The sequence below is a fragment of the Novosphingobium sp. ZN18A2 genome (assembly GCF_036784765.1).
GTDB lineage: Bacteria > Pseudomonadota > Alphaproteobacteria > Sphingomonadales > Sphingomonadaceae > Novosphingobium.
In genome coordinates this window covers 292,435-315,705 of sequence record NZ_CP136651.1, presented here as the reverse complement: position 1 = coordinate 315,705, position 23,271 = coordinate 292,435, and the positions used below count along the sequence as shown (strand labels likewise).

Genomic DNA, 23,271 nt, shown 5'->3' with positions numbered 1-23,271 from the left:
GCGTCCTCGATAAGGTGGGCCTCCTCTCCGGCGCCGAGCGGGATCGCGGGGCGAAAGGCGTCACGGTCGCGGGTCGTGCCCCGGGCAATAGTGACGCCATCTTCCGCCATGGTTCAGCCGGCTCCCTTTAGTGCGGCGATATTGGCCGCATAGCAATCCGGCCCGCCGCGAAACGTGGCCGATCCGGCCACGAGCACATCGGCGCCCGCATCGACGCATAGCGGCGCGGTCTGCGGATCGACGCCGCCATCGACCTCGAGCCAGATCTTGCGGCCCGATTTTTCGATCATCTTGCGCACCGCCTCGATCTTGCGAAGCTGGCTGGAAATGAACTTCTGCCCGCCGAAACCGGGATTGACACTCATGATCAGGACAACGTCGACCTCGTCGATCAGGTAGTCGAGCATCTTGGCCGGTGTGCCGGGGTTGAGCGATACGCCCGGCTTCTTGCCCAGGCGGCGGATTTCCTGAAGCGTGCGGTGGACGTGCGGCCCGGCTTCGGGGTGGACGATGATGTGGTCCGCACCGGCATCGGCAAAAGCCTGGAGGTAGGGATCGACCGGGCTGATCATCAGGTGAACGTCGAACGGCTTGTCGCTGTGCGGGCGCAGCGCCTTTACCACCATCGGCCCGATGGTGAGGTTCGGCACGTAATGCCCGTCCATCACGTCGACATGGATCCAGTCGGCCCCGGCGGCGTCCACCGCGCGCACTTCTTCGCCCAGCCGTGCGAAATCGGCGGAAAGGATAGAGGGGGAGATCAGCGGCACGGTCATTCGGTCGGCTTTTTTCCGTGAGGTGCGGCTGCCCGGAAAAGCAGGCAGGATGTAACTGATTCGCTTAACCCTCGCGAATCGTCACAACAAGGCGGTTTTCCCCCGTTTTCCACACGGTTTGTGTCGATTCGGGTTGGTAATCCGGTGCTTGCCGCGAACGGGACGTGAACGTGTCCGTCCGGTCACGCGCAGTGGGGATTCAACCCCTATTCCACCTCGTCGCGCGGCAGCCCCTTCATACCGACGGCCAGCACGGCAATGCAGAACGCCTCGATGATGATCCACGCCACGCCTTCGACATGGTCGTAAAGGAACACGCCGATCGCCGGCGAGACGATATAGGCCGATCCGTTCACCGCCGCGACGATCCCCGCGACCTGCCCCTGTTCCGACGGGGCGACCGCAAGGCTCATCCCCGATGTGAAACCGGGCCGGAACAGGCCGAATCCCAGCGAACAGATCGCGAAGGCCGCGGCCAGGCTGTGAAGGTTCGGCCCCAGCGCCACGCCCAGCACACCGATGCCTGAAAGCCCTATTCCCCACAGCGCCGCGGTGCGCGGGCCGAGCGAAAGGCCGGGGATCAGGCCCCATTGCGCCAGCAGGGTGGCAAGCGCGCCGCTCATCAGCACAAGGCCGGTCGGCCCCGCGCCCAGGTCCGGCGTGCTGCGCAGGCCCAGCCGGTCGAGGATGAGGAAGCCGATGATCCCCAGCATCATCGATTGCACCTGCCCGCCCAACACGCCGGCCAGCAGCCAGGGCCGCAGCCGGGCGTCCGTCCAGTGCAGCTTGCCGTGCGGCCGGCTTTCGTCCTGCCGCAATTCGTCAAGGTTCTCGTCCTCGGCGATGTCCTCTCCGGAATGACGCCGCGCAAGGCTGCGTGCGCCCGATGCGGCGCTGTACGGATCGCCCACGATCTCTCCGCGCGCGGCATAGCGCGGATCGTCGTTGGGCAGGCGCAGGCGCAGCAGGACAAGCACGACGACCGCGAAGACCGTAAAAGCCACGAACGGGCCGACCAGCCCAAGGCCGGGGAATACCAGCAGCGGCGCCAGCGCGGGGCCGATCACCGTGCCAAGGCCGAAGCTGGAAACGATCATGGCCAGCGTCCTGGTGCGCGTGGCGCGGTCCGTGCGGCTGGCGACATAAGCCTGAACGGCGGGCGGCGCGGCCGAGCCGAAGCCGCCGTAAAGCGAACGGAACAGCGCGAAAAGCGCCATCGTCATGCCGGCGGTAAGCCAGCCGTTCAGCCCGCCATAAAGCACCGCCCCGCACAGCGCGAAGGACAGCGCGAAACCCGACAGGCCCAGCGCCATCATCGCCTTGCGTCCGCGCCGGTCGGACCGGCGGGCCCAGAACGGGGCCAGCAGCATCCACAGCAGCGCGGACCACGAATAGGCAAGGCTTACCCACACGTCGGCAACGCCAAGGTGCGTGCCGATCGATGGCATGACCGATTGCATCGCGGTATTGCCCGCGGCGGTGGTCAGCATCACGGTAAAAAGCAGCGCAAGCCGGTCGCGCGGCAGGCGGCTGGCATCGGTCGACGATGCTGTCACGACTTGGCTCTCCCCTCTGGTGCCGAAGCGTTACGCCGTGCCGGCCACGCTTGCAATCGGTCGGCAAATTTGCGACGGCCCCGCCAAAGCGCAATATTGCGTGAAAAGGATACTGTCGCGAATGACTTCCACCCAAGCCGCGCGCGAGCCTGCGCTCCGCAGGGCAAAGCGCAAGGCAGAACGAATGCTCGGACCCTGGGGTGTTTTCTTCAAGGGCTTTCTCAAGCACCCGGTCATGGTGGGATCGATCATCCCGTCTTCGCGCCGCACGATCAACAAGATGCTGGCCCCGGTCGACTGGGAAAACTGCAAGCTTTTCGTCGAATACGGTCCCGGCGTCGGCACGTTCTGCCGCCCGGTGCTAGACCGGCTTCCGCGCGACGGCACACTGATCGTGATCGATACCAATCCCGATTTCATCGAATACCTGACGCGCACGATCGGGGATTCGCGCTTTATCGCGGTGAACGGGTCCGCCGCCGATGTAGAGGACATCGTGAAGGCGCACGGTTTCGACCACGCCGACTATGTGCTGTCGGGCCTGCCCTTCTCCACCCTGCCCGATGGCGTTGGCCCGGCGATCGCGGGCGCCACGCACCGCGTGCTGCGCAAGGGCGGGGCGTTCCTTGTCTACCAGTTCTCCGCCAAGTGCCGTGATTTCATGGCGCTGCACTTCAAGAACATCGACAAGGGTTTCGAACCCTGGAACGTGCTGCCTTGCCAGCTTTTCTGGGGCTGGAAGGAATAGGGCCGGAAGAAACAGCGGGGCTGCAGGGCCGGCGCGCGTCGATCCGCGCCCTTCCCCTGTTATTCCCCTATCCTGTTATTCGAAGACTTCGCGGGTTTCGCCAGAGGGCGGGCCGGACAGTTGCCGGTGCACCGCCGCCGTCATCGCCGCGAAATAGACCAGCCAGGCCGAAAACAGCGCGCTCGATACTACCGCGGCCAGCACCGTCTGGACCGATCCCGACGTGGTCAGCGCCAGCACGACCCCGGCGAACATCATGATCAGGCCGTAAACGACGAAGAACAGCAGCGCGGATAGCCCGTAAAACGCAAGGAGATAGGGCGAATTGCCCGTCGTCAGGCTCCAGCTGCGCTTTATCGCCGTAACCGGGTTGCGCGTTTCGCTGCTGGCAAGCACCGGCGCGACCAGCGACACGCGCAGCAATACCCACACCATCGCGACGAAAAGCGCCACCAGCGCGGCGGCCGCCAGTACCGCGACGCCCGTTGCCGCCAGCAGGCTGGCCAGCGCCAGCATGGTGAAGCCCCCCACCACATAGACCAGCACTTGCGCCCCGAAATAGGGCGGCGTGGCCACGAATCCGCGCTTGATCGCCTCGGCAACGGTGGGGCGCGACGGATCTATCATCACGATCAGCACAATCAGCGTCCCTGTAAGCTGCAAAAGCGAGACGAAGATCAGCAGCGGCGCGGCGGAAAGATAGGTTTCGGCCAGGATCGTCATCGCCTGCTTGGGATCGACGTTCGACGCGATGTCGGGATCGCCCATGAACACGGCCACCGCCAGTCCGGGCAGCAGGAAGAACACCCCCGCGATGGCCATAAGCATGTCACGGTTGGCTGAAACCATGCGCGTTGCGCTGGTCCATGCTGCGGAAATATCGAGTTTTGTCACCGGCCGGTCCATAAGTTGCCCGCCCTGTTTAGCGATGCGATGCGGCTCTGCACAGTCCCGTGGAGCGCCGCGTGAAATGTGCGGGGGCACTTGCGCGGCGCGGCAAGGCGGGCCATCTCGCGCTTGCGATGGAAAATCCTGCCACGATCCCCGATCCCGCTGCCGAATCGATAGAAATCCGGCAGGATTTCGCGCCGGTGCCCTATCGCACCGCGCTTGACGCCATGACCGCGCGCAATGCCGCCATTGCGGCGGGCGATGCGCGCGAACTGGTCTGGCTGCTGGAGCATCCGCCCGTCTATACCGCCGGAACCAGCGCCGCGCCGTCCGAACTGCTCGATCCGCGTTTCGAGGTGGTCGAGGCCGGGCGCGGCGGGCGCTATACCTATCACGGGCCGGGCCAGCGCATCGGCTATATCCTTCTGGACCTGACCAAACGCGCGCGCGACGTGCGCGGCTTCGTCCATGCGCTGGAAGGCTGGGTGATCGATACGCTGGGCGACTTCGGACTGGAAAGCTGGCGCGCCGAAGGCCGCGTGGGCATCTGGACCAACGGGCCGGACGGGCGCGAGGCAAAGATCGGCGCCATCGGCGTGCGCATCCGCCGCTGGGTGACGATGCACGGATTTTCGGTGAACCTTTCGCCCGACCTTGCGCATTTTACCGGCATCGTGCCGTGCGGGATCGACGAATTCGGCGTCACCAGCCTTGAACAGCTGGGAATCGAGGTTGCGCCCCCGGCATGGGATCGGGCATTGCTGGCGCGCGCCGGGGATTTCCTGGCCGCGTTGGACAGGGCGTGCCCGCCGAAGGATTCCAGATGACCCGCGCCATACCCAAGTCTGCCCTGCTCGCTGCTCTGGCCGCCAGCGCGCTCGTTTCCGCCTGCGGCAAGGACAAGTCCGCGCCTGACGCCGCGCAATCTGCCGCTGCCGGCGGGGAAGTGCTGCCCGGAACGGTCAGCGATGCGATGATCGACCTCGACGGGTCGAAATCGCAGGCGCCGCTCGCCCCGCGCAAGGCGGAAAAGGACGCCCCGCCCAGCGCGGAGGACAAGCAGGCGGCGCAGGAAGCGGTTGACGAGGCGATTGCCCCCGCCACCCCTGCGACCGGAGCCCCGGCAACCGGCGCAAACCAGCCACAGGCCGCAGGCTCGGACGTGCCGACGGGCGATTGATCGCGGGCTTCGGACCTACGTGGCGGCCAGCAATTGCCGCGCCAGTTTCAGGTGCGGCTGGTCGACCATTTTCCCTGCCACCTGCAAGGTGCCCGCGTTCGGGTTGGCTTCGAAGGCGGCCACGATTGCGCGCGCTTCTGCCAGTTCTTCGTCGCTGGGGGCGAAGGCGGCGTTGATCACGGGCACTTGCGCCGGGTGGATCGCCAGCATCCCGGCAAATCCGTCTTGCCGCGCTTCATCGGCGGCGATCTTCAGCCCTTCGGGATCGGAAAAATCGGCATAGAGCGTGTCGATCGCGGCGATTTCTATCGCGTGCGCCGTCAGCACCACCTGGCTGCGCACCATGCGGAAGGTATCGGTCCACGCGCCGCTTGCATCGCGCTTGCGCGTGGCGCCGATCGCGGCGGAAAGGTCTTCCGCGCCCCACGTAATGCCGAACAGGCGCGGCATCGGCGCATCCAGATAGGCGGGAATGGTCATTGCCGCCATCGGCGTTTCGCTGACCAGCGGCAGGATGCGCGTCGATAGCGAGGGCAGGCCGTTCGCCTGTTCCAGTTCGTAAAGTTCGGCGGCAAGCAGGCGAACCTGGTCCGGTCCGGATGCCTTGGGCAGCATGATCCCGTCGGGTGCGCCGGGCATTACGGCGATCAGGTCTTCGCGCCACATCGGGTCGTCCATCGGATTGATCCGCACCCAGCGTTCCACGCCCGGCCTGGCAGGCTGCGCGCCGTGGTCCTTCAGCCACTGGACGGCCAGCGTGCGCGCCTGCGCCTTGGCCTTGTGTGCGACCGAATCTTCCAGGTCGACGATGATGGCGTGCGCCCCCGTCTCCATGGCCTTGCCAAGCTTCTTCTCGCTGTCGCCGGGAACGAAAAGCCAGGAACGGGGGGTCATTGCGCGTGTGTCTCCAGTTGCCGCCGGTCAGCCGGCGGGTGCGGACGCCTTTTCCGCATCCATCGCCGGATAGTCAATGTAGCCGACCGGGCCGGGCAGGTACCACGTCTTCGGGAAATCGACGTTGGGCGCCCATTCGGCGCCTGCGCGGATGCGGGCGGGAAGATCGGGATTCGATATGAACGGGCGGCCGAAGCTGATTGCGTCGGCCCGGCCTTGCACGACGTCGGCGTCGGCCTGCTCTGCCGTGTAATCGCTGTTCAGCACCAGCGGTCCCTTGAACAGCGTGCGGATCAGCGGGCTTTGCTTGGGCACGTCGGTCTGTCCGAAGGTTCCGTCGGGCCCCGGCTCGCGCAGTTCGAGGAAGGAGATGCCCATCTTGTCGAGCACGCGCGCCGCCTCTCCGAAAGTCGCCGACGGGTTGGAATCGTCCACGCCCTGCGTCTCGCCATTGGGCGAAAGGCGGATGGAAACGCGGTCCGCGCCCCATTCGGCGATCAGGCGCTCCATCACTTCGCGCATCAGGCGCACGCGGTTTTCGGGCGTGCCGCCATATTCATCCTCGCGCTTGTTCACGCCATCGCGCAGGAACTGGTCGATCAGGTAGCCGTTCGCGCCGTGGAGCTGCACGCCGTCGAACCCGGCTTCCTTCGCGTTGCGCGCGGCCTTGCCGTAATCGTCAACCACGCGGGGAATTTCATTCAGCTCCAGCGCGCGCGCCGGCGCATTGGGCTTGGTGCCCAACGGAGTGTGCGCGTTGCCCGGCGCGCAGCTGGCGGAAGAGGATACGCCCGGCTCTCCGTTCAGGAAATCGGGGTGGACCAGGCGGCCCATGTGCCACATCTGCAACATGATGCGGCCGCCCGCTTCGTGCACGGCTTCGGTCACTTTCTTCCAGCCTTCGGTCTGCTCCGCGGTCCAGATGCCCGGTGCCGCGGGCCATCCAAGCCCTTCCACGCTGATGCCGGTCGCTTCCGAAATGATAAGCCCGGCGCTGGCGCGCTGGCGATAGTATTCGACCATCAGTTCGCCCGGAACGTGGCCCGGTTCGGAACGTCCGCGCGTAAGCGGCGCCATCAGGATGCGGTTGGGCGCTTCGATTGCGCCGAGTTTGATCGGTTGGAACAGCGAATCGTGCATGGTTTGAACTCTCCGGCGAATGTTTCCGATACGGCGCGTGAAAAAATCGTTCGCGCCCTTTGACCCAAGAGAGCTAGGGCGCGTCGATGGACGAGGCAACCCAAGTTGCAAAAGAAAACCTGACCGCGCGCAAAGCATGGCTTGGCGGCGCGGCGCGGATCGTGCCCTTTCTTGCCTTGCTGACCGGCAACGTGGCGCTTGCACTGGGGCCGTGGTGGGTGCGCCTGGCAGATTCCGGCCCGGTTTCGGCCGGGTTCTGGCGCCTGTTCCTGCCGCTGCCGCTGCTGGCGGTCATCGCGTGGCAGACCGGGCAGCGCATTTCCGGCGTTGAACGCAAGGTGATGATCGGCGCGCTGGCGGCGGGCGTGTTCTTCGCGCTTGACATCGCGAGCTATCACGTCGGGATCGAACGCACGCGGCTTGCCAATGCAACGCTGTTCGGCAACGGCGGCAGCCTGATGCTGATGGTCTGGGGCATCGTGATGATGCGCCGCCTCCCGCGCTGGGGCGAGGCGTTGGCCATCGGCATGGCGCTGGGCGGCGCGGCGATCCTGCTGGGCCGGTCAATGCAGATCGATTCGCGTTCGCTGGCGGGCGACCTGTTCTGCATCCTCGCCGGGTTCTTCTATGGCTTCTATATCCTGCTGCTGCATGATGCGCGCGCGCGGTTCGGAAGCTGGGCGCTGCTGCTGCTGGCCAGCATGGCGGCCGCGCCGGTGCTGCTGGCCATCGCGCTGCTGCGCGGTGAGCCGGTGTGGCCGCATTCGTGGGGGCCGCTTGTCGCGCTGGCGCTGGGCAGCCAGGTGATCGGGCAGGGCTTGCTGGTCTATTCCTTCCGCCATTTCACCCCGCTGGTCATCGGCCTGGCGCTGTTGACCCAGCCTGCGGTGGCGGTCCTCGTCGGCTGGACCGTGTTCGGTGAGGACATGGGTCGGATGGATGCGCTGGGCATGGCGCTGGTGGCGGGCGCGCTGGTGCTGTCGCGCCGCTTCGATCCGAAGGACGACCCGCCGGAGCCTGCCGGTAACGATTGACGGGAATCGCCCGGCTGGTAGCAATTGCAACCTTGGCCGAAACCGGGGAGCGCCCGAAATCATGAAACCTGCCTTCACCGCCGCGACGGCGGCCCTTGCCCTTGCCTGCGCCGTATCAGGCGCCGCGCCCGTCCGCGCCGCGCCTTGTGCGCTTGGGGATTCGGGCGATGCCCTGTCGATGCCGTCCGCGCAGGACAAGGCGTTCCAGGCGCTGGCCGAACGCTATCTCGATTCGCTGGCGCGCTTCTCGCCCGTCACCGCGACGCAGCTTGGCGATCACCGCTTCGATGCGAAGCTGCCCGATATCAGCAAGGCCGGACGCGAAGCCTGGGCGGCGGAGGAACGCGCGATCCTGGGCGCGATGGCGAAGATCGACCGTGCAAGGCTGTCTCGCGACAACCAGGTCGATTTTGCGCTGCTCGACAACGAATTGCGTTACGACCTGTGGCGCGATGCCAGCCTGAAGGAATGGGCCTGGGATCCCCAGGGCTATATCGGCGTGGCGTCGCAGGCGCTCTATGGCCTTGCCGCGCGCGATTTCGCGCCCTGGCCCGAACGGCTGAAAAACGCGACCGCGCGGATGGAGGGCATCCCCGCGCTGCTGGCGCAGGGCCGCGCCGAACTGGTGCCCGCGCGCGTGCCGGCGATCCATGCGGAAACGGTTTCGAAGCGCAACAAGGGCATCATGGACGTGGTCGACGGGATGCTTGCCCCGCATCTCGATACGCTGTCCGAAGCCGATCAGGCGCGCTTCAGGGCGGCGCGCGACAAGCTGGCCGCCGCGGTGGACGAAAACCAGACCTGGATCGATACCGTGCTGGTCCCGCAGGCGAAGGGCGATTTCCGGCTGGGCGCGAAACTTTACGACCGGAAGATGGCTTTCGCGCTGCAATCCAGCATGACGCGGGGCGAACTGAAGGCCGCCGCCGAAAACGCCAAGGCCGAAACGCGCACGCAGATGTATGCGATCGCGCAGAAGGTGCTGGCCGGAAGGGCGGGCGCGCCGCCGCTGCCGGACCATCCCACCGCAGCGCAGCAGCAGGCCGGGATAGAGGCCGCGCTTGCGCTTACATATGTCCACCGCCCCGCGCGCGACGGGCTGATGGATGCGGCCAGGGCAGCCTTGAAGAACGCGACCGATTTCGTGCGCGCGAAGGATCTTGTCTGGGTGCCGGATTCGCCGGTGCGGATCATAGAGATGCCGCGCAGCCAGTGGGGCTATGCCGTCGCCTATGACGATGCGCCGGGGCCGCTGGAAAAGAACCAGCCCAATTTCTTCGCGGTCGCGCCGATCCCGCCCGAATGGAGCGACAAGCAGGCGACCTCGTTCCTGTCGGAATACAACGATTACATGGTGCAGGACCTGGCGATCCACGAGGCGATGCCCGGCCATTACCTGCAACTTGCCCACGCGAACAAGAGCCCTGACGTGCTGCGCGCGGTGCTGGGTTCCGGCCCCTTCGTGGAAGGCTGGGCGGTCTATGCCGAAGGCATGATGATGGACCAGGGCTATATGGACGGCGATCCGCTGTTCGCGCTTACGGTGCTGAAGATGCGGCTGCGTTCGATCACCAATACCCTGCTCGATATCGGTATCCAGACAGAAGGGATGACGCGCGACCAGGCGATGGAACTGATGCAAAAGGGCGCGTTCCAGCAAGAGCGTGAAGCGGCGGGGAAATGGGTGCGCGCCAGCCTCAGCTCGGTGCAGTTGCTGTCATACTTCACCGGGTTCGAGGAACATCGCGCGCTGCGGGCCGAGGCGGAGAAGCGGCAGGGCGCGAAGTTCGACCTGAAGGCCTATAACGACGCGGTTCTGGCGCACGGCTCGCCACCGGTGAAATACGTGCGCGACCTGATGTTCGGTCTTCCTGTCCGGTAGGAGGGCGATGCGGTAAGGGCCGATCAGGCGGGGATTCGCCCGCGAACGCGCGATTCAGGCCGGGGCCAGCGCCTTGTCGAAGGCTTCGGCCCGCGCGCGCACTTCGTCCAGTTCCGGCCCTTGCAGCGCAAGCCGTGCCTGTTCGAACAGCAGCCGTCCTTCCTCGCGGATCGCTTCGCGCCGTGCTGCGCTGTCAAGCGGCAGCGCCGCGTTCTGCAAGGCTTCGAATGTCATCATCGTCACCAGCTTGCTGGACGCGATCGATCCGCGCGCGGCTCCGAAACCGCGATAGAGATAGTGGTCGAAACGGTCGTTCAGCGGGGCGATCGCGTCCCTGTCTTTCGTTTCGCCGCCGATCCGGCGGTTGAGGTCGCGCTGCCCGAACAGGGCGGTTGCCGCGCCCAGCCAGTGGATCGCGGTGATCGCGGTGAACGGGTCGTTGATCCCCGGCGAAAGCGCGCGCAGGGCAATTTCCACCAGTTCGTCTATCAGGAACTGCAGGTCTTGCGCGGGGGTGCGGGTTGCGCCCAGGGCGAACGCGCCGCGAATCCGGTCTAACGCATCGTCGCCCGCCGGGCCGTCCAGCCTGCCCAGCTCGACCCCCGGATGCACGAAATCGCCCGCGCGCAGCGAAAGCGAAAAGCGGCGTCCCGCGTCTTCCACCGCATCGTCCAGTGCACCCCATTCGATCACCTGGATATAGCCGGTACCCGTCGCCGCGACCGGGAAGAAATGGGCGGGCGGTTCGCCCACGGTTTCGCGGCAGGGTTCGGGGAACATGTCGTCGACCATGTCCAGCAACCGGCGTCCGATGCCTTCCAGCACGGTGTTGATGCGGATCGATGAGGGGATGTGGTTGAGGAAATAGACCAGCGTCGCGATCGACAGACCCATCAGCCCCATCGCGACCAGCAGCGAAAGTTGCGGCACGAAGCCCGCTTGCGACGGCCCGCCGCCGGCAACGGCCTCTCCCGGCGCGCGCACGGTGCGCAGGATGAACAGCGCATAGGTGAAGGTGCCGATGAAGGCAGCCAGGCTCAACTGGTTGCCCCGGTCTTCCATGAAGTTGGTCAACAGGCGCGGGCCATAGTTGCCGCTGGCATAGGCGACCGCGGCGATGGTGATCGAAAAGACGGTGGAGGCAACGCCGATCATCGATCCCGATATCACCGTCAGCAGGTTGCTCGCCCCCTGCGGCCGCGCGGGAATGATCGCGCCGAACCGGGCCAGCCAGTCGGACGCGCCGTTGTGATCCAGATGGACGGTGATCGCCGAAAGCAGCAGCGCAAGCAGCGCGGCCAGCGCCGGATAGAACCAGTAACTGGCGTTTACCGCCAGCCAGATCGCGCGCAGCCGCGCGGTCACTGTTTCACCGGGCCTTTCAGCGGCTGCACGCCCATCAGCACGTGGCGCAGGTATGCGTGCAGCATCGCCGCGCGCACCGCGTCTTCGGCATGGGCTGCACCCACCGAATGCCCGCCCTCGCGGTATTCATGGTAATAGACCGTATCGCCCAGCGCTTTCAGCTTGGCGGTGAACTTGCGCGCATGGCCCGGGTGGACGCGGTCATCCTCGGTCGAAAGATAGATGAACGGCGGCGGATAGTGCACGCCCGCCTTCAGGTTCTGGTAGGGCGAATACTTCCTGATGAAGGCCCAGTCCTTCGGATTGTCGGGATTGCCGTATTCGGCCATCCACGAAGCGCCCGCCAGCATATGCGAATAACGCTTCATGTCGAGCAGCGGCGAACCGATGATCGCCGCGCCGAACAGGTCCGGCCGCTGAGTCATCGCAACGCCCGCCATCAGCCCGCCATTGGACCGGCCCGAAACCGCGATCTTGCCCCTGGCGGTGATCCCGCGCTTCACCAGGTCCTGCGCCACGGCATAAAGATCGTCATAGGCATTCTGCCGCTTTTCGCGCAGCGCCGCATCGTGCCACTTCGGCCCGTATTCGCCGCCGCCGCGTATGTTGGCGAGTACATAGGCGTTGCCGTCCTCCACCCAGAACAGCGCCAGCGGCCCGGCGCGATAGGGTTCGGTGGTAAGATAGGTCGGCGTCTGCGCGACACGGAAACCGCCGTATGCGTGGATCAGTGCGGGCACCGGCCCCTTCACGCCTTTCCGCATCGCCAGGAAATAGGGCACGCGCGTGCCGTCCTTCGACGTGGCGAAGCGCTGTTCCACGGTGAATTGCGAGGGATCGAACTTTGCGGGGAGCGATTGCACCGCGGCCGCCTTGCCGCCGGCATCCACCGCATAGAGCGTGGGCGGCACCAGGAACGATTGCACCGTGGCAAAGGCGATGTCCTGCTTGTCCGCGCTGGCCTTCAGCGTGATCGTCGCCTTGTCTGGCAAGTCGGCCGTTTGGTGGGACCATGTGCCGTCCGCGCCGCGTGTCATCACCAGCAGGCGGCCCGATACGTCGTCCAGCAGCTTGATCCACACGTGATGGTCGGTCGTGCCGACGTCCTCCACCGCCTGGCGGGCGTTGGGCGTGAAGACCACTTCGGGCGCGCCGGCCGTGCCCGCGATCACATCGGGGATCGCCCAGTCGACCACCGATCCGGCGGGGATTTCGCCCAGCGGCTTGTTGAGGAAAGCGAACAACCGCCCGCCTTCGACGCCTTCCAGGTCCGCGGTTTCCGGAAGCGGTGTCTTGATGAACGCGTGGTCCGGCCCTTCGATCCACGTCTCGCCGGTATAGAAGGTGATGCCGCGATTGATGACATTATAGGCCGTGCCGTCCGAATCGATCAGCCGCCGCGGAAACACGCCAACGTCGCTCGCCTTGCCTTCCATCACCGTTTGCGCGGCGGAAAGCGGCGTGCCGCGTTTCCAGCGTTTTACGACGAAGGGATAGCCCGACGTGGTCATCGTCCCCTTGCCAAAGTCGGTGGCGACAAGCAGCGTATCTGCATCCTCCCACGCGACGGTGCTCTTGGCTTCGGGCAGGGTGAAGCCGCCGTCGACGAAGCTTTTCGTCGTGCGGTCCCATTCGCGCATCACGTCGGCGTCCGATCCGCCGGGGCTGAGCGAGACGAGGCAGCGTTCGTAATCGGGCGCAAGGCAGTTGGCGCCGTGCCAGATCCAGCTTTTGCCTTCTTCCTTGCCCAGCGCATCCACGTCTATCAGCGTTTGCCATTCGGGCTTGCCGGAAAGGTAGGACGACAGGCTCGCCTCGCGCCACAATCCCTTGGGATGCTTCGCATCGCGCCAAAGGTTGGTGACGGTGTCGCCCATCACCTGCGCGGGTTCGGCAATCTGGTGTTCGTCATCCATGATCGCCTTCGCGCGCACCCGGTCGGCCTCATAGCCGGGCATCGCATCCAGCACCCTGGCGGTCTCGGCATTCCATTTCCCGACCGTCGCCAGCGCCTTTTCGCCGTGGATGTTTTCCAGCCACAGGTAGGGATCAGCATTGTCCGCACTGGCGGCGGCGGCAACCAGAAACGGCGCGGCGCAGGCCGCTGCAAGAAGAGCGGCGGTACGGGGATAACGGAACTTCATGGGATCGGGCGACCTCTTTGCGGGGCGGAAAAGACGTTTCTTGTGCAACTGTTAAGCTGCTCGTCCCCGATTGGCCAGCCGCCTGTCAGTCGCCGCTGACTTTTGCCCCAAGATCGCCCTTGCCCACGGTTCCGCTTGCCATTTCCAGCATCGCATCAAGGCTTTGCTTGGCCTTCAGGCGCAGGCTTTCCTCTATCTCGATACGCGGTTCGAGGTCGCGCAGCGCGATATAGAGCTTCTCCAGCGTGTTCAGTGCCATGTAGGGGCAGATGTTGCAGTTGCAGTTGCCGTCCGCGCCGGGCGCGCCGATGAAGGTCTTGCCCGGCAGCGCCTTTTCCATCTGGTGGATGATGTGCGGCTCGGTCGCGACGATCAGCGTGTCGCCGTCCATTTCCTTTGCATAGTTGAGGATGCCGCTGGTAGAGCCGACGAAATCGGCGTGGTCGATGATGCTGGGCGGGCATTCGGGATGCGCGGCCACAGGGGCGCCGGGGTTCTGCGCCTTCAGCTTCATCAGTTCCGTTTCGCTGAAGGCTTCGTGCACGATGCACACGCCCGGCCACAACAGCATGTCGCGCCCGAACTTGCGGTTCAGATAGCCGCCAAGGTGCCGGTCCGGCCCGAAGATGATCTTCTGTTCGGGCGGGATCTTGGCAAGGATCGTTTCGGCGCTGGAACTGGTGACGATCACGTCCGACAGCGCCTTAACCTCTGTGGAGCAGTTGATATAGGTCAGCGCGATGTGATCGGGATGCGCTTCGCGGAAGGCCCTGAACTTGTCGGGCGGGCAGGCGTCTTCAAGGCTGCACCCGGCGTTGAGATCGGGCAGCACCACGATCTTTTCGGGCGAAAGGATCTTGGCCGTATCCGCCATGAACTTCACCCCGCAGAACGCGATCACGTCGGCATCGGTGGCCGCCGCCTTGCGGCTGAGCTCAAGGCTGTCGCCCACGAAGTCCGCCAGATCCTGGATTTCCGGCTTCTGGTAATAATGGGCAAGGATCACGGCATTGCGCTCTTTGCGCAGCCGGTCGATCTCGGCGAGCAGGTCGGTGCCGGGCGGGATGGGGGTCTGGGCGGTCATACCTGCCAGATGGCCCCATCCGGCCCGTCAATCAAGGAGCAATGGCAAGACGAAACGGCCGGTGCCGCGAAGATTCGGGCGGGTCCGCCTTCAGAGGCCGCTCCCCTTCAGGGCGAAGACATAGCCCGCGAACGGAGGCAGGGCGGCCAGCGTCCAGATCGAGGCGTAGAGCAATGCGACGCCGGCCATCGCCACCCAGATGGCCGGGTGCACGCGGCCGCGAACGGCCCGGTCGCGCAAGGCGATCACGCCTACGATGGCCAGCTGCGCGATCATTTCGATCGTCGGGACGAGCCACTGGTTTGCCGCGCCCAGCGCAATCGCCTTTGCCGGGTCGCCCACCACGGCGATCAGCGACATGATCGTCAGGCGCCCGAGCGAGGGTTCGATCACTATAAGGATCGCGCCCAGCATCAGCCGGCGGTGCCAGTCGGTGCGCTTGCGCATGGCGATCGCGGCGATGACGAAGGCGGCGAAGAACACCGGGGTCAGCAGGTTGAGGCCAAGGAAATAGGGCGGATAGAAGACCGGCGGAGCGCGATCCAGCATGGTCGTGGTGAAACCGGTGTTCCATGCGGTGACCACCGCCATCGCCGCCAGTCCGGCGCCGAACCAGCCGACCTTGCGGTGGAGCGCGAGATTGCGGCCAGTGCCCAGATAACTCTGCACCACGAACAGCAACAGCCACGAGAACATGATGGACCCATGCAGCCAGGTGCTGTGCGGCGCCGCGGTGATGTCGGTCACCCCCAGCGCGTTGAACAGGCCGAAGGCCATCACCATCAGCGCGGCAATCGCGAGGGCCACCTGTTTGTAGAGCCGGCTCTCGCGAACGAAGAGTTGGGCCGGCGATGCGGTAGAAGCCATGATTGCTCTCCCCCCTGTGTCAACGACACGGGGGAAAGATGCCACCAAAATGGATCAAGTCAATCGGCGCGGATAACCACCCAGCCGTCGTTCGCCTGCGCCACGCGGCCCTGGCGCTCCAGGTCTATAAGGTGCGCAAGCACGGACCGGCCCGCTGCACCGTGAAGCCGCTCGTCCAGTCCCTTGTACATTTTCGCCACGAATTCGGGGATCGCGTGGTTGCCGCCCTCTTCCAGCACACGCAGGATCTGGCGTTCGCGCTGGCGGCGGTGGCCCAGCATTCCGCGTACCAGCTGGCGCGGCTTTTCCACCGGATCGCCATGCGCGGGATAATAAATGCGGTCTTCCCGGTCATAGAGGCGGGACAGGCTGGCCATATAGTCCGCCATGTCGCCGTCGGGCGGAGAGACGACGCTGGTGGACCAGCCCATCACGTGATCGCCGGTAAACAGCGCGCCACTTTCCAGCAATGCATAGCAAAGGTGGTTGCTGGTGTGGCCGGGGGTAGCGACCGCCTCAATCGTCCAGCCGTCGCCGGAAATCCGCTCTCCGTCCAACAGCACCCGATCGGGCACATAGTCGGGATCAAAGGCCGAATCGGCCCGCGGTCCGTCGTCGGCCATGCTCAGCGGCGCGCAACCCACGATAGGTGCACCTGTGCGCGCTTTCAGTTCCCTTGAGGCGGGGCTGTGGTCGCGATGGGTGTGCGTGCACATGATCGCGGCAAGCCGGGCATCGCCGATGGCGACAAGGATCGCGTCGACATGGCCCGCGCCGTTGGTGTCGGCATGGCCAGCTTCGCCGGTTCCTGCCGGTCCGGGATCGATCACCGCCACGTCCGCACCCGCGCCGACCACATAGGTCTCCGTCCCCGTCAGCGTGTAGGGCGAAGGGTTGGGCGCAAGAACGCGCTGCACCAGCGGCTCCACCCGTTCCGCAAGGCCGGTGGGCCAGTCTTCCGGATTGGGGGATATGCGCGGCGTTTCTGGGAGTTTGCTGGCCATGACAGGCAATGTAGGGCGTGCGCACGCTTGCGCCAAGCGCGGGCGCGTTCCATCATGCGCGTATGGAGCGCGCCAGCCCCTCACCGTCCGGCATCCCCTATGACCTCGCGGTGATCGGCGGCGGCGTGAACGGCGCGGCCATCGCGCGCGATGCGGTGGGGCGCGGGCTTTCGGTGCTGCTGCTGGAGCGCGGCGACCTGGCGCAAGGCACGTCTTCCGCTTCGACCAAGCTGATCCACGGCGGGCTGCGATACCTTGAGCATCGCGAGTTCGGCCTTGTGCGCGAAGCCCTGGCGGAACGGGAAGTGCTGTGGGCGCAGGCGCCGCATATCATCTGGCCGATGCGCTTCGTGCTTCCGGTCACGCCGGGCGGGCGACCCGCATGGATGCTGCGCGCGGGGCTGTGGCTTTACGATCACCTTGGCAAGCGCGAAAAGCTGCCCGGCACGACCGGCGTCGACTTGCGCAGCGAAGGGGCGCTGCTGGGCCTGAAGCCTGGGCCGGTCAGGGCTTATGAATATTCCGATTGCTGGGTGGACGATGCGCGGCTGGTAACCTTGCTGGCCCGCGACGCGGCGGATCGCGGGGCCGATGTGCGGACCCATGCCGAAGTCACCGCGCTGTGGCGCGACGGGCGCGGCGAAAGCAGCGTCTGGAAGATAGAGGCGGGCGGCGAAGTGCGCGTCGCGCGGATGGTGGCGAATGCCGCGGGGCCGCAAGTGGGCCAGGTGCTCGACCGCGCCGCGCTGCCCAAGCCCACGACGCTGCGCCGGGTGCGCGGTTCGCATATCGTGGTGCCGCACCTGAACGACGATCCGCGCGCGCTGTTCCTTCAGCAGCCCGACGGGCGGCTTTGCTTCGCAATCCCCTATCAGCACGGTTTCACGTTGATTGGGACCACCGATGCCGAAGAGCACGTGGAAATCGATCCGCCGCGACCCGATGGGGATGAGATTGACTACCTGCTCGCCGCCGCGAACCGCGCGTTCTCGCACCCGGTGACGCGTGACGACATCGTGTGGTCCTATGCCGGTGTGCGCCTGCTGGCGGACGACGGCAGCGGCCGGCCGGAAGCGGCGACGCGCGGCTATCGCTTCGATCTCGATCGCGGGGCAAGCGGCAGGGATGCACCGCTGCTGGCGGTGATGGGCGGCAAGATCACAACGCACCGCACGCTGGCGATGCACGCGCTCGAACGGCTGGGCGTTACGCAGAACGAAGGCTGGACGGCAAGTGCGCCGCTTCCCGGCGGCGATTTTGAGCCCGACGGGCTGGACGAAGCGACCAATCTTGCGCCGCTGGAACAGGACATCGCCGCCGAAGCCCCGCAATTGCCGCCCGGCGTGATCCACCGGCTGGCCCGCGCCTATGGCACGGTGGCGCTGGGCATCGCGTCGCGCAACATGGGTGCGGACCTGGGGCATGGCCTGTTCGAGGCCGAGCTTGACCATCTGGTCCGCCGCGAATGGGCCGCGACCGCCGCCGACGTCCTGTGGCGCCGGTCCAAGCTGGGCCTGCGCCTTTCGCGCGACCAGGCGGCCAATGTGGAAGAATGGCTGGAGGCCAGGCTGCGATGAGCGATGAGCGTGAACTGCTGATGGTGCTGGATGCCGGCACCACATCGACCCGCGCGATGCTGTTCGGGCGTGACGGGCGCCCGCGCGGCGTGGCGCAGGCCGAACTGACGCAGCACTATCCCGCGCCGGGCCGCGTGGAGCACGACGCGGCGGAAATCCGCGACCGCACGATCCGCTGCGCGCGCGAAATGGTGGAAAAGGCGGGCGGCGTGGCGCGGATCGCCGCAATCGGCATCACCAACCAGCGCGAAACCGTTGTCGCGTGGGACCGCGAAACGGGGGAGCCGCTTTCGCGCGCGATCGTGTGGCAGGACCGGCGCACGGCGGACACTTGCGCGCGCCTGCGCCGCGAAGGCGCGGAACCGCTGGTCCAGGCTAAGACGGGCCTGCTGCTCGACCCCTATTTTTCCGCCACAAAGATGCACTGGATGCTGGCCAACGAGAGTGCGGTGGCCGAAGCGGCGCGCGCCGGGCGGCTGGCGCTGGGCACGGTGGAAGCGTGGCTGGTATTCTGCCTGACCGGGCATTTCCTGACAGACGCGAGCAACGCCAGCCGCACGCTGCTCCTCGCGCTGGGCGGGGCGGAGTGGGATGGCGAACTTTGCGCGCTGTTCGGCGTGCCGCAAGACGCGCTGCCGCGCGTGACGGACATGCTGGGCGAATTCGGCACCACGCATCATGACCTGTTCGGCGGCGGCATTGCCATTCGCGGCCTTGCCGGGGACCAGCAGGCGGCGACGATCGGGCAGGGATGCCTTTCGCCGGGTGAGGTAAAGGCGACCTTCGGCACCGGCGCATTCGTGCTCGCCTCGACCGGGCAGACGCAGCCCCGTTCGGGCCACCGTCTGCTGGGCACTGTTCTGACGCAAGAGCGCGGCAGGCGGACTTTTGCGCTGGAAGGCTCTGTCTTCGTAGCGGGAAGCCTTGTGAAATGGCTGCGCGATACGATGGGGCTTGTCGCCAGCGCCGAAGAAACCGCCGCGCTTGCCGCCTCGGTGCCGGACAGCGGCGGGGTCGTTCTGGTTCCCGCGCTGTCGGGGCTTGGGGCGCCGCACTGGAAGCCGGAGGCGCGCGCCGCGATCACGGGGATGAGCTTTTCCACCACGCCCGCGCACGTGGTACGCGCCGCGTTGGAAGCGATGGCGTACCAGACGCACGACCTGATGCGCGCCTTCGCGGCCGATCGCGCGCCGTGGAGTTCCCTGCGCATCGACGGCGGCATGGCCGCGAACGACTGGATGGCGCAGGATCTGGCGGACGTGCTGGGCATCCCGGTGGAACGCCCCGAATTCGTTGAAACGACGGCGCTGGGTGCAGGAGTTCTGGCGGCTGTGGGGTCCGACTGGTTCGATACGCTGGACGATGCCGCCGCGTCGATGCGCGGCGACGTTCACCGCTTCGAACCGCGAATTTCCGATGCGGTGCGCGGCGCACGCCTTTCAGGCTGGCACGAGGCGCTGGCGAAAGTCTGAGCGCGCTCTTTTCGGCCGTGGCTTTGCTTCAGCCGTGGACGAATCAGGCGCCCATCGATGCGGCCAGCCGCTGGCGCAGGCGTTCGATCGCCGTCGGGCCTTCGGGCACTTCGCCGCGCCACGCGTTTTCCAGCCGCTCTATGCGTTCGTAAAGCCGCTCGCTCTCGCTCACCAGTTGTTGCACCCGTGGTGAGAGCATGGCGACATTGTCAGGCTCGCTGGGCGGCATGTTGGCGATCAGCCGGCCATGGCGGCGCAACTGGAGTTCGGAAAGCTCACCCGCGAAATAGGCGCGGTGATTGAGCAGCCAGGCCAGGCAATGCATCACCCGCGTCGTGGTGCGCAGCGCTTCGCATGACAGCGCCACGTTCGAAAGGTCGTCCGCCGCTTCGCATTCATCCACCGCGTCCCGGCGCGCCTGTTCGAACTGCTGGCGCACCTCGTCCGCAAGCACGAGTGCTTCGGCATAGAGCGCTTCGACAATGCGCGGGTTGAGGCTGGGCATCAGGGCCATAATGGTCCGGCTTAATACCCATCGCACGCTGTCGCCAATGGGTCTGTGGACAAGTTGTGCGATCCATGTGCAGACCGTCCCGCCGCGGTACGGCTCGCAACTTTGCGCGATTAACCGTCGCGATGCGCGGGGCCGCGCGGATACCGATGGAAAATCAGGCGATTATATCGGGGATCAGGTAATCCTCGATGATCGCGATCTGGTCTTTCAACTTCAGCTTGCGCTTCTTGAGCCGGGCGATTTGCAGCTGGTCGCCCGAGCCCCCGGCTGTCAGCGCGTCGATCGCCGTGTCGAGATCGCGGTGTTCTATCCGCAACGCCTCGAGACGCTTGCGCATTTCTTCTTCTGTCACAAGGGTTCCCTCTTGGTGCGGCGAAGCGTTTTGGCCGCGCGGCTTACGGCAGAACCCGCATCGGCGTCGATCCGGCGCGGTTTAACTTGCAAGATACGGCCAATGTGAAAGCATGACAACGCACCCGGCAGGTTGAGTCGGGTTGGCGAACAGCGGGGCGGAACCCCGCCAGGAGAAACGATCTATGGAAACCTCGCACATCAGCGCTCTGCAATCCAAGCACGCCGGCCTTGAACGGCAGATCGCAGAGGAAAGCGCCCGTCCTGCCCCGGATGAAGTCGTGCTGATGGAGTTGAAGCGCCGAAAGTTGAAGATCAAGGAAGAGATCGCCGAGATACACTAGGCCCGCATGGGCTGAATCCTCTCAGCCCTTGGGTGAGACGCATCAGGAACCTTCCTGCCGTATGGCGGCGCAGGCGCGCCGGGGATAATTAACTCGCCAAAATTCGCCCGGTTCGCCGGTCGCGGCGTTTTCAATTCCGCGCGCTTGCGCTACGCCATGCAGCATGACCACAGCCGTAGCCGCAGCCCGAGCGATCCTGACTTCCCTTCACGAGGTCATGGCCTCACGGGCCGGTGCGCAGGCCAAGCTCAACCAGGTCGTGGAGGTGATAGGCGAGAGCCTCGATAGCGAGGTCTGCTCGATCTATCTCCTGCGCGAAGGGATGCTTGAACTGTTCGCCACGCGCGGGCTGGAACAAAGCGCCGTCCACGTTACGCGGCTGGCGGTGGGCGAAGGCCTTGTCGGCACGATTGCCGATAATATCGAGACGCTGAACCTTGCCGAGGCGGCAACCCATCCGGACTTCGCCTTCCGCCCAGAGACGGGCGAGGAAAAGTTCCATTCCTTCGCCGGCGTGCCGATCGTGCGGCGAGAACGGGCGGTGGGCGTGCTCTCGGTCCAGCACCTTGACCCGCGCCGTTACGAGGAAGTGGAAATCGAGGCGCTGCAGACCGTGGCCATGGTCCTTTCCGAACTGATCGCCAATGCCGAGCTGATCGACGAGGAAGACGCGCTTGGCCCGCTGCCGCTGCAGACCGGGCCGGAACGGCTTCATGGGCTGACGCTGGTAAAGGGGCTGGCGGCGGGTGTGGCCGTGTTCCATCAGCCGCGCGTCACCATCGAACACGTGATGGCCGAGGATATCGAGGCCGAACGCCAGCGCGTCTATCTCGCCTTCGACAAGATGCGCGACCAGATCGACCGCATGGCGAACCAGGCCGAATTCGGCGTGGGAGGAGAGCACGAGGAAGTGCTCGAGACCTACAAGATGTTCGCCTACGACGAAGGGTGGAGCCGCCGGATCAACGAAGCGATCGATTCCGGTCTTACCGCAGAAGCCGCGATCGAACGCGTGCAGCAGCGCACGCGGATGCGCATGCGCCAGATAGACGATCCGTTGTTGGCGGACCGGATGCACGATCTGGAAGACCTTTCGAACAGGCTCCTGCGCATCGTTTCCGGTCAGCTGGGCACGGCGGCCACGCTGGGGCTGAAGGGCGATGCGATCCTGATCGCGCGCAACCTTGGCCCGGCGGAATTGCTGGAATACGACCGGCGGCGCCTGAAAGGCGTGATCCTGGAAGAAGGATCGCTTACCGCGCACGTGGTGATCGTGGCGCGGGCGATGGGCGTTCCCGTGCTGGGCCGGGCAAGGGGTCTTCGCGCGGTGATCCGCGAAGGGGACGAACTGTTGCTCGACGCGGAACAGGGCGTGGTCGACGTGCGGCCGACGCCGATGCTGATCGAGGCGTTCGAAAACCGCTCTGCCCGCAACCGCGAACGCCAGGCCGCCTATGCGGCGATGCGCGACCTTGAACCCGTCAGCCGCGACGGAAAGCGCATCACGGTGATGATGAATGCCGGCCTGCGTGACGACGCGGCGATGGTCGCGGTGACCGGCGCTGACGGGATCGGGCTGTTCCGCACCGAATTCCAGTTCCTTGTTTCGGCGACCCTTCCCGCGCGCGAGCGGCAGACGCGGCTTTACCGCGACGTGCTGGATACCGCCGGAGACAAGCCGGTGATTTTCCGCACGGTCGACATCGGCGGCGACAAGATCCTGCCGTACCTGCGCCACGACGAAGACCTGCTGGACGAGGAAAACCCCGCGATGGGCTGGCGGGCGCTGCGCGTCGCGCTTGAGCGTGAGGGGCTGATGAAGGCGCAGGCCCGCGCGCTGATAGAGGCGGCGGCGGGACGCACGCTGAACGTGATGTTCCCGATGGTGACGGAACCGTGGGAATTCGACGCGGCGCGCGCGATGTTCGAAACCCAGGTGGCCTTCCTGAAAGCACGCAAGAAGCAGCTGCCGGAATCGATCCGCTTCGGCGCGATGCTGGAAGTGCCCGCGTTGGCCGAAAGCCTCGATGAACTGGCCCCGCGCATCTCGTTCCTGTCGGTCGGCACCAACGACCTGACGCAGTTCCTTTTCGCCGCCGATCGCGCCAATCCGAAGCTGGCCGAACGGTATGACTGGCTGGGCGCCAGTATCCTGCGCTTCCTGCGCCGCGTGGTGCGCACGGTTGGCCCGCACGGCATCGATCTTACCGTTTGCGGAGAGATGGGCGGGCGGCGGCTTGAGGCGCTGGCCCTGATCGGCATCGGGTTCACGCGGCTGTCGATCACGCCCGCCGCAGTGGGGCCGATCAAGGAACTGGTGCGCAAGGTCGACACGGCCGAGATCGCCCAAGCGATGGAACAATGGCTGGCTAGCCCGCCGGCGGACTTGCGCGCCGAACTTAAGGCCTGGGCCGCGGCGCGCGATATCGATTGCGATTAAGGGCCGCG

The 23,271-nt window shown here is 65.8% G+C and carries 21 protein-coding genes; 9 read left to right on the top strand and 12 right to left on the bottom strand.

Annotated features, from left to right (window positions below; translation table 11 throughout):
- Positions 1-113: 113 nt before the first annotated feature.
- The gene (rpe, locus tag RXV95_RS01605) at positions 114-776 is read right to left on the bottom strand and encodes a ribulose-phosphate 3-epimerase (protein WP_338467280.1); all 663 of its coding nucleotides are present in this window, start codon (positions 774-776) and stop codon (positions 114-116) included.
- 206 nt (positions 777-982) lie between these two features.
- Positions 983-2,332, bottom strand: coding sequence for an MFS transporter (locus RXV95_RS01600; protein WP_338467279.1), 1,350 nt, complete (start codon positions 2,330-2,332; stop codon positions 983-985).
- Positions 2,333-2,453: 121 nt separating this feature from the next.
- Between RXV95_RS01600 and RXV95_RS01595 the strand changes: the two genes are divergently transcribed.
- A complete protein-coding gene (locus tag RXV95_RS01595; protein WP_338467278.1) occupies positions 2,454-3,080 on the top strand; it encodes a methyltransferase domain-containing protein in 627 nt (208 codons plus the stop codon).
- Positions 3,081-3,155: 75 nt separating this feature from the next.
- Here RXV95_RS01595 and RXV95_RS01590 read toward each other — a convergent pair whose 3' ends face one another.
- Entirely contained in the window at positions 3,156-3,974 is an 819-nt protein-coding gene (locus RXV95_RS01590; RefSeq protein ID WP_338467277.1) for a hypothetical protein, read from the bottom strand.
- A 128-nt stretch (positions 3,975-4,102) separates the two neighbouring features.
- Here RXV95_RS01590 and lipB point away from each other — a divergent pair, with 128 nt between their 5' ends.
- Complete coding sequence (gene lipB, locus RXV95_RS01585) at positions 4,103-4,798, top strand: lipoyl(octanoyl) transferase LipB (protein ID WP_338468608.1); 696 nt, start codon at positions 4,103-4,105, stop codon at positions 4,796-4,798.
- Positions 4,795-5,151, top strand: coding sequence for a hypothetical protein (locus RXV95_RS01580; RefSeq protein ID WP_338467276.1), 357 nt, complete (start codon positions 4,795-4,797; stop codon positions 5,149-5,151). Before lipB ends, RXV95_RS01580 begins: the two co-directional genes overlap by 4 nt.
- A 15-nt stretch (positions 5,152-5,166) precedes the next feature.
- Here the strand turns inward: RXV95_RS01580 and RXV95_RS01575 are convergent, their stop codons facing one another.
- Positions 5,167-6,045 (bottom strand): CoA ester lyase, encoded by an 879-nt coding sequence (locus RXV95_RS01575; RefSeq protein ID WP_338467275.1) that lies wholly within the window; start codon positions 6,043-6,045, stop codon positions 5,167-5,169.
- A 27-nt stretch (positions 6,046-6,072) separates the two neighbouring features.
- A complete protein-coding gene (locus RXV95_RS01570) occupies positions 6,073-7,185 on the bottom strand; it encodes an alkene reductase (protein ID WP_338467274.1) in 1,113 nt (370 codons plus the stop codon).
- Positions 7,186-7,271: 86 nt separating this feature from the next.
- Here RXV95_RS01570 and RXV95_RS01565 point away from each other — a divergent pair, with 86 nt between their 5' ends.
- Positions 7,272-8,219: a DMT family transporter gene (locus RXV95_RS01565; protein ID WP_338467273.1), complete on the top strand. Its 948-nt coding sequence runs from the start codon at positions 7,272-7,274 to the stop codon at positions 8,217-8,219.
- Positions 8,220-8,280: 61 nt separating this feature from the next.
- Complete coding sequence (locus RXV95_RS01560) at positions 8,281-10,101, top strand: DUF885 domain-containing protein (RefSeq protein WP_338467272.1); 1,821 nt, start codon at positions 8,281-8,283, stop codon at positions 10,099-10,101.
- 54 nt (positions 10,102-10,155) lie between these two features.
- On the opposite strand, the gene RXV95_RS01555 is transcribed toward RXV95_RS01560, so the two are convergent.
- The 5 genes from RXV95_RS01555 to RXV95_RS01535 form a co-directional block, all read right to left on the bottom strand.
- Complete coding sequence (locus RXV95_RS01555; RefSeq protein ID WP_338467271.1) at positions 10,156-11,466, bottom strand: DUF2254 domain-containing protein; 1,311 nt, start codon at positions 11,464-11,466, stop codon at positions 10,156-10,158.
- A complete protein-coding gene (locus tag RXV95_RS01550) occupies positions 11,463-13,610 on the bottom strand; it encodes a prolyl oligopeptidase family serine peptidase (RefSeq protein WP_338467270.1) in 2,148 nt (715 codons plus the stop codon). The genes RXV95_RS01555 and RXV95_RS01550 overlap by 4 nt, the downstream gene beginning before the upstream one ends.
- A gap of 85 nt (positions 13,611-13,695) precedes the next feature.
- Complete coding sequence (gene nadA, locus RXV95_RS01545) at positions 13,696-14,694, bottom strand: quinolinate synthase NadA (protein ID WP_338467269.1); 999 nt, start codon at positions 14,692-14,694, stop codon at positions 13,696-13,698.
- A 90-nt stretch (positions 14,695-14,784) separates the two neighbouring features.
- Complete coding sequence (locus RXV95_RS01540) at positions 14,785-15,561, bottom strand: adenylate cyclase (protein WP_338467268.1); 777 nt, start codon at positions 15,559-15,561, stop codon at positions 14,785-14,787.
- A 59-nt stretch (positions 15,562-15,620) separates the two neighbouring features.
- Complete coding sequence (locus RXV95_RS01535; protein WP_338467267.1) at positions 15,621-16,565, bottom strand: MBL fold metallo-hydrolase; 945 nt, start codon at positions 16,563-16,565, stop codon at positions 15,621-15,623.
- A 62-nt stretch (positions 16,566-16,627) separates the two neighbouring features.
- Here RXV95_RS01535 and RXV95_RS01530 point away from each other — a divergent pair, with 62 nt between their 5' ends.
- Both RXV95_RS01530 and RXV95_RS01525 read left to right on the top strand, forming a co-directional pair.
- Positions 16,628-18,142 (top strand): glycerol-3-phosphate dehydrogenase, encoded by a 1,515-nt coding sequence (locus RXV95_RS01530; protein WP_338468607.1) that lies wholly within the window; start codon positions 16,628-16,630, stop codon positions 18,140-18,142.
- Positions 18,139-19,614, top strand: a complete 1,476-nt coding sequence (locus RXV95_RS01525; protein WP_338467266.1) for a glycerol kinase — start codon at positions 18,139-18,141, stop codon at positions 19,612-19,614. The genes RXV95_RS01530 and RXV95_RS01525 overlap by 4 nt, the downstream gene beginning before the upstream one ends.
- A gap of 43 nt (positions 19,615-19,657) precedes the next feature.
- Here RXV95_RS01525 and RXV95_RS01520 read toward each other — a convergent pair whose 3' ends face one another.
- Together RXV95_RS01520 and RXV95_RS01515 are read right to left on the bottom strand one after the other, a co-directional pair.
- Positions 19,658-20,128: a DUF1465 family protein gene (locus RXV95_RS01520; RefSeq protein ID WP_338467265.1), complete on the bottom strand. Its 471-nt coding sequence runs from the start codon at positions 20,126-20,128 to the stop codon at positions 19,658-19,660.
- 154 nt (positions 20,129-20,282) lie between these two features.
- Positions 20,283-20,480 (bottom strand): DUF465 domain-containing protein, encoded by a 198-nt coding sequence (locus RXV95_RS01515; RefSeq protein WP_338467264.1) that lies wholly within the window; start codon positions 20,478-20,480, stop codon positions 20,283-20,285.
- A 184-nt stretch (positions 20,481-20,664) separates the two neighbouring features.
- Here RXV95_RS01515 and RXV95_RS01510 point away from each other — a divergent pair, with 184 nt between their 5' ends.
- Both RXV95_RS01510 and ptsP read left to right on the top strand, forming a co-directional pair.
- Positions 20,665-20,823, top strand: a complete 159-nt coding sequence (locus RXV95_RS01510; RefSeq protein WP_338467263.1) for a DUF465 domain-containing protein — start codon at positions 20,665-20,667, stop codon at positions 20,821-20,823.
- 163 nt (positions 20,824-20,986) lie between these two features.
- On the top strand, positions 20,987-23,263 hold the full coding sequence (ptsP, locus tag RXV95_RS01505) for a phosphoenolpyruvate--protein phosphotransferase (RefSeq protein ID WP_338467262.1): 2,277 nt from the start codon (positions 20,987-20,989) through the stop codon (positions 23,261-23,263).
- The last annotated feature ends 8 nt before the right edge of the window (positions 23,264-23,271 follow it).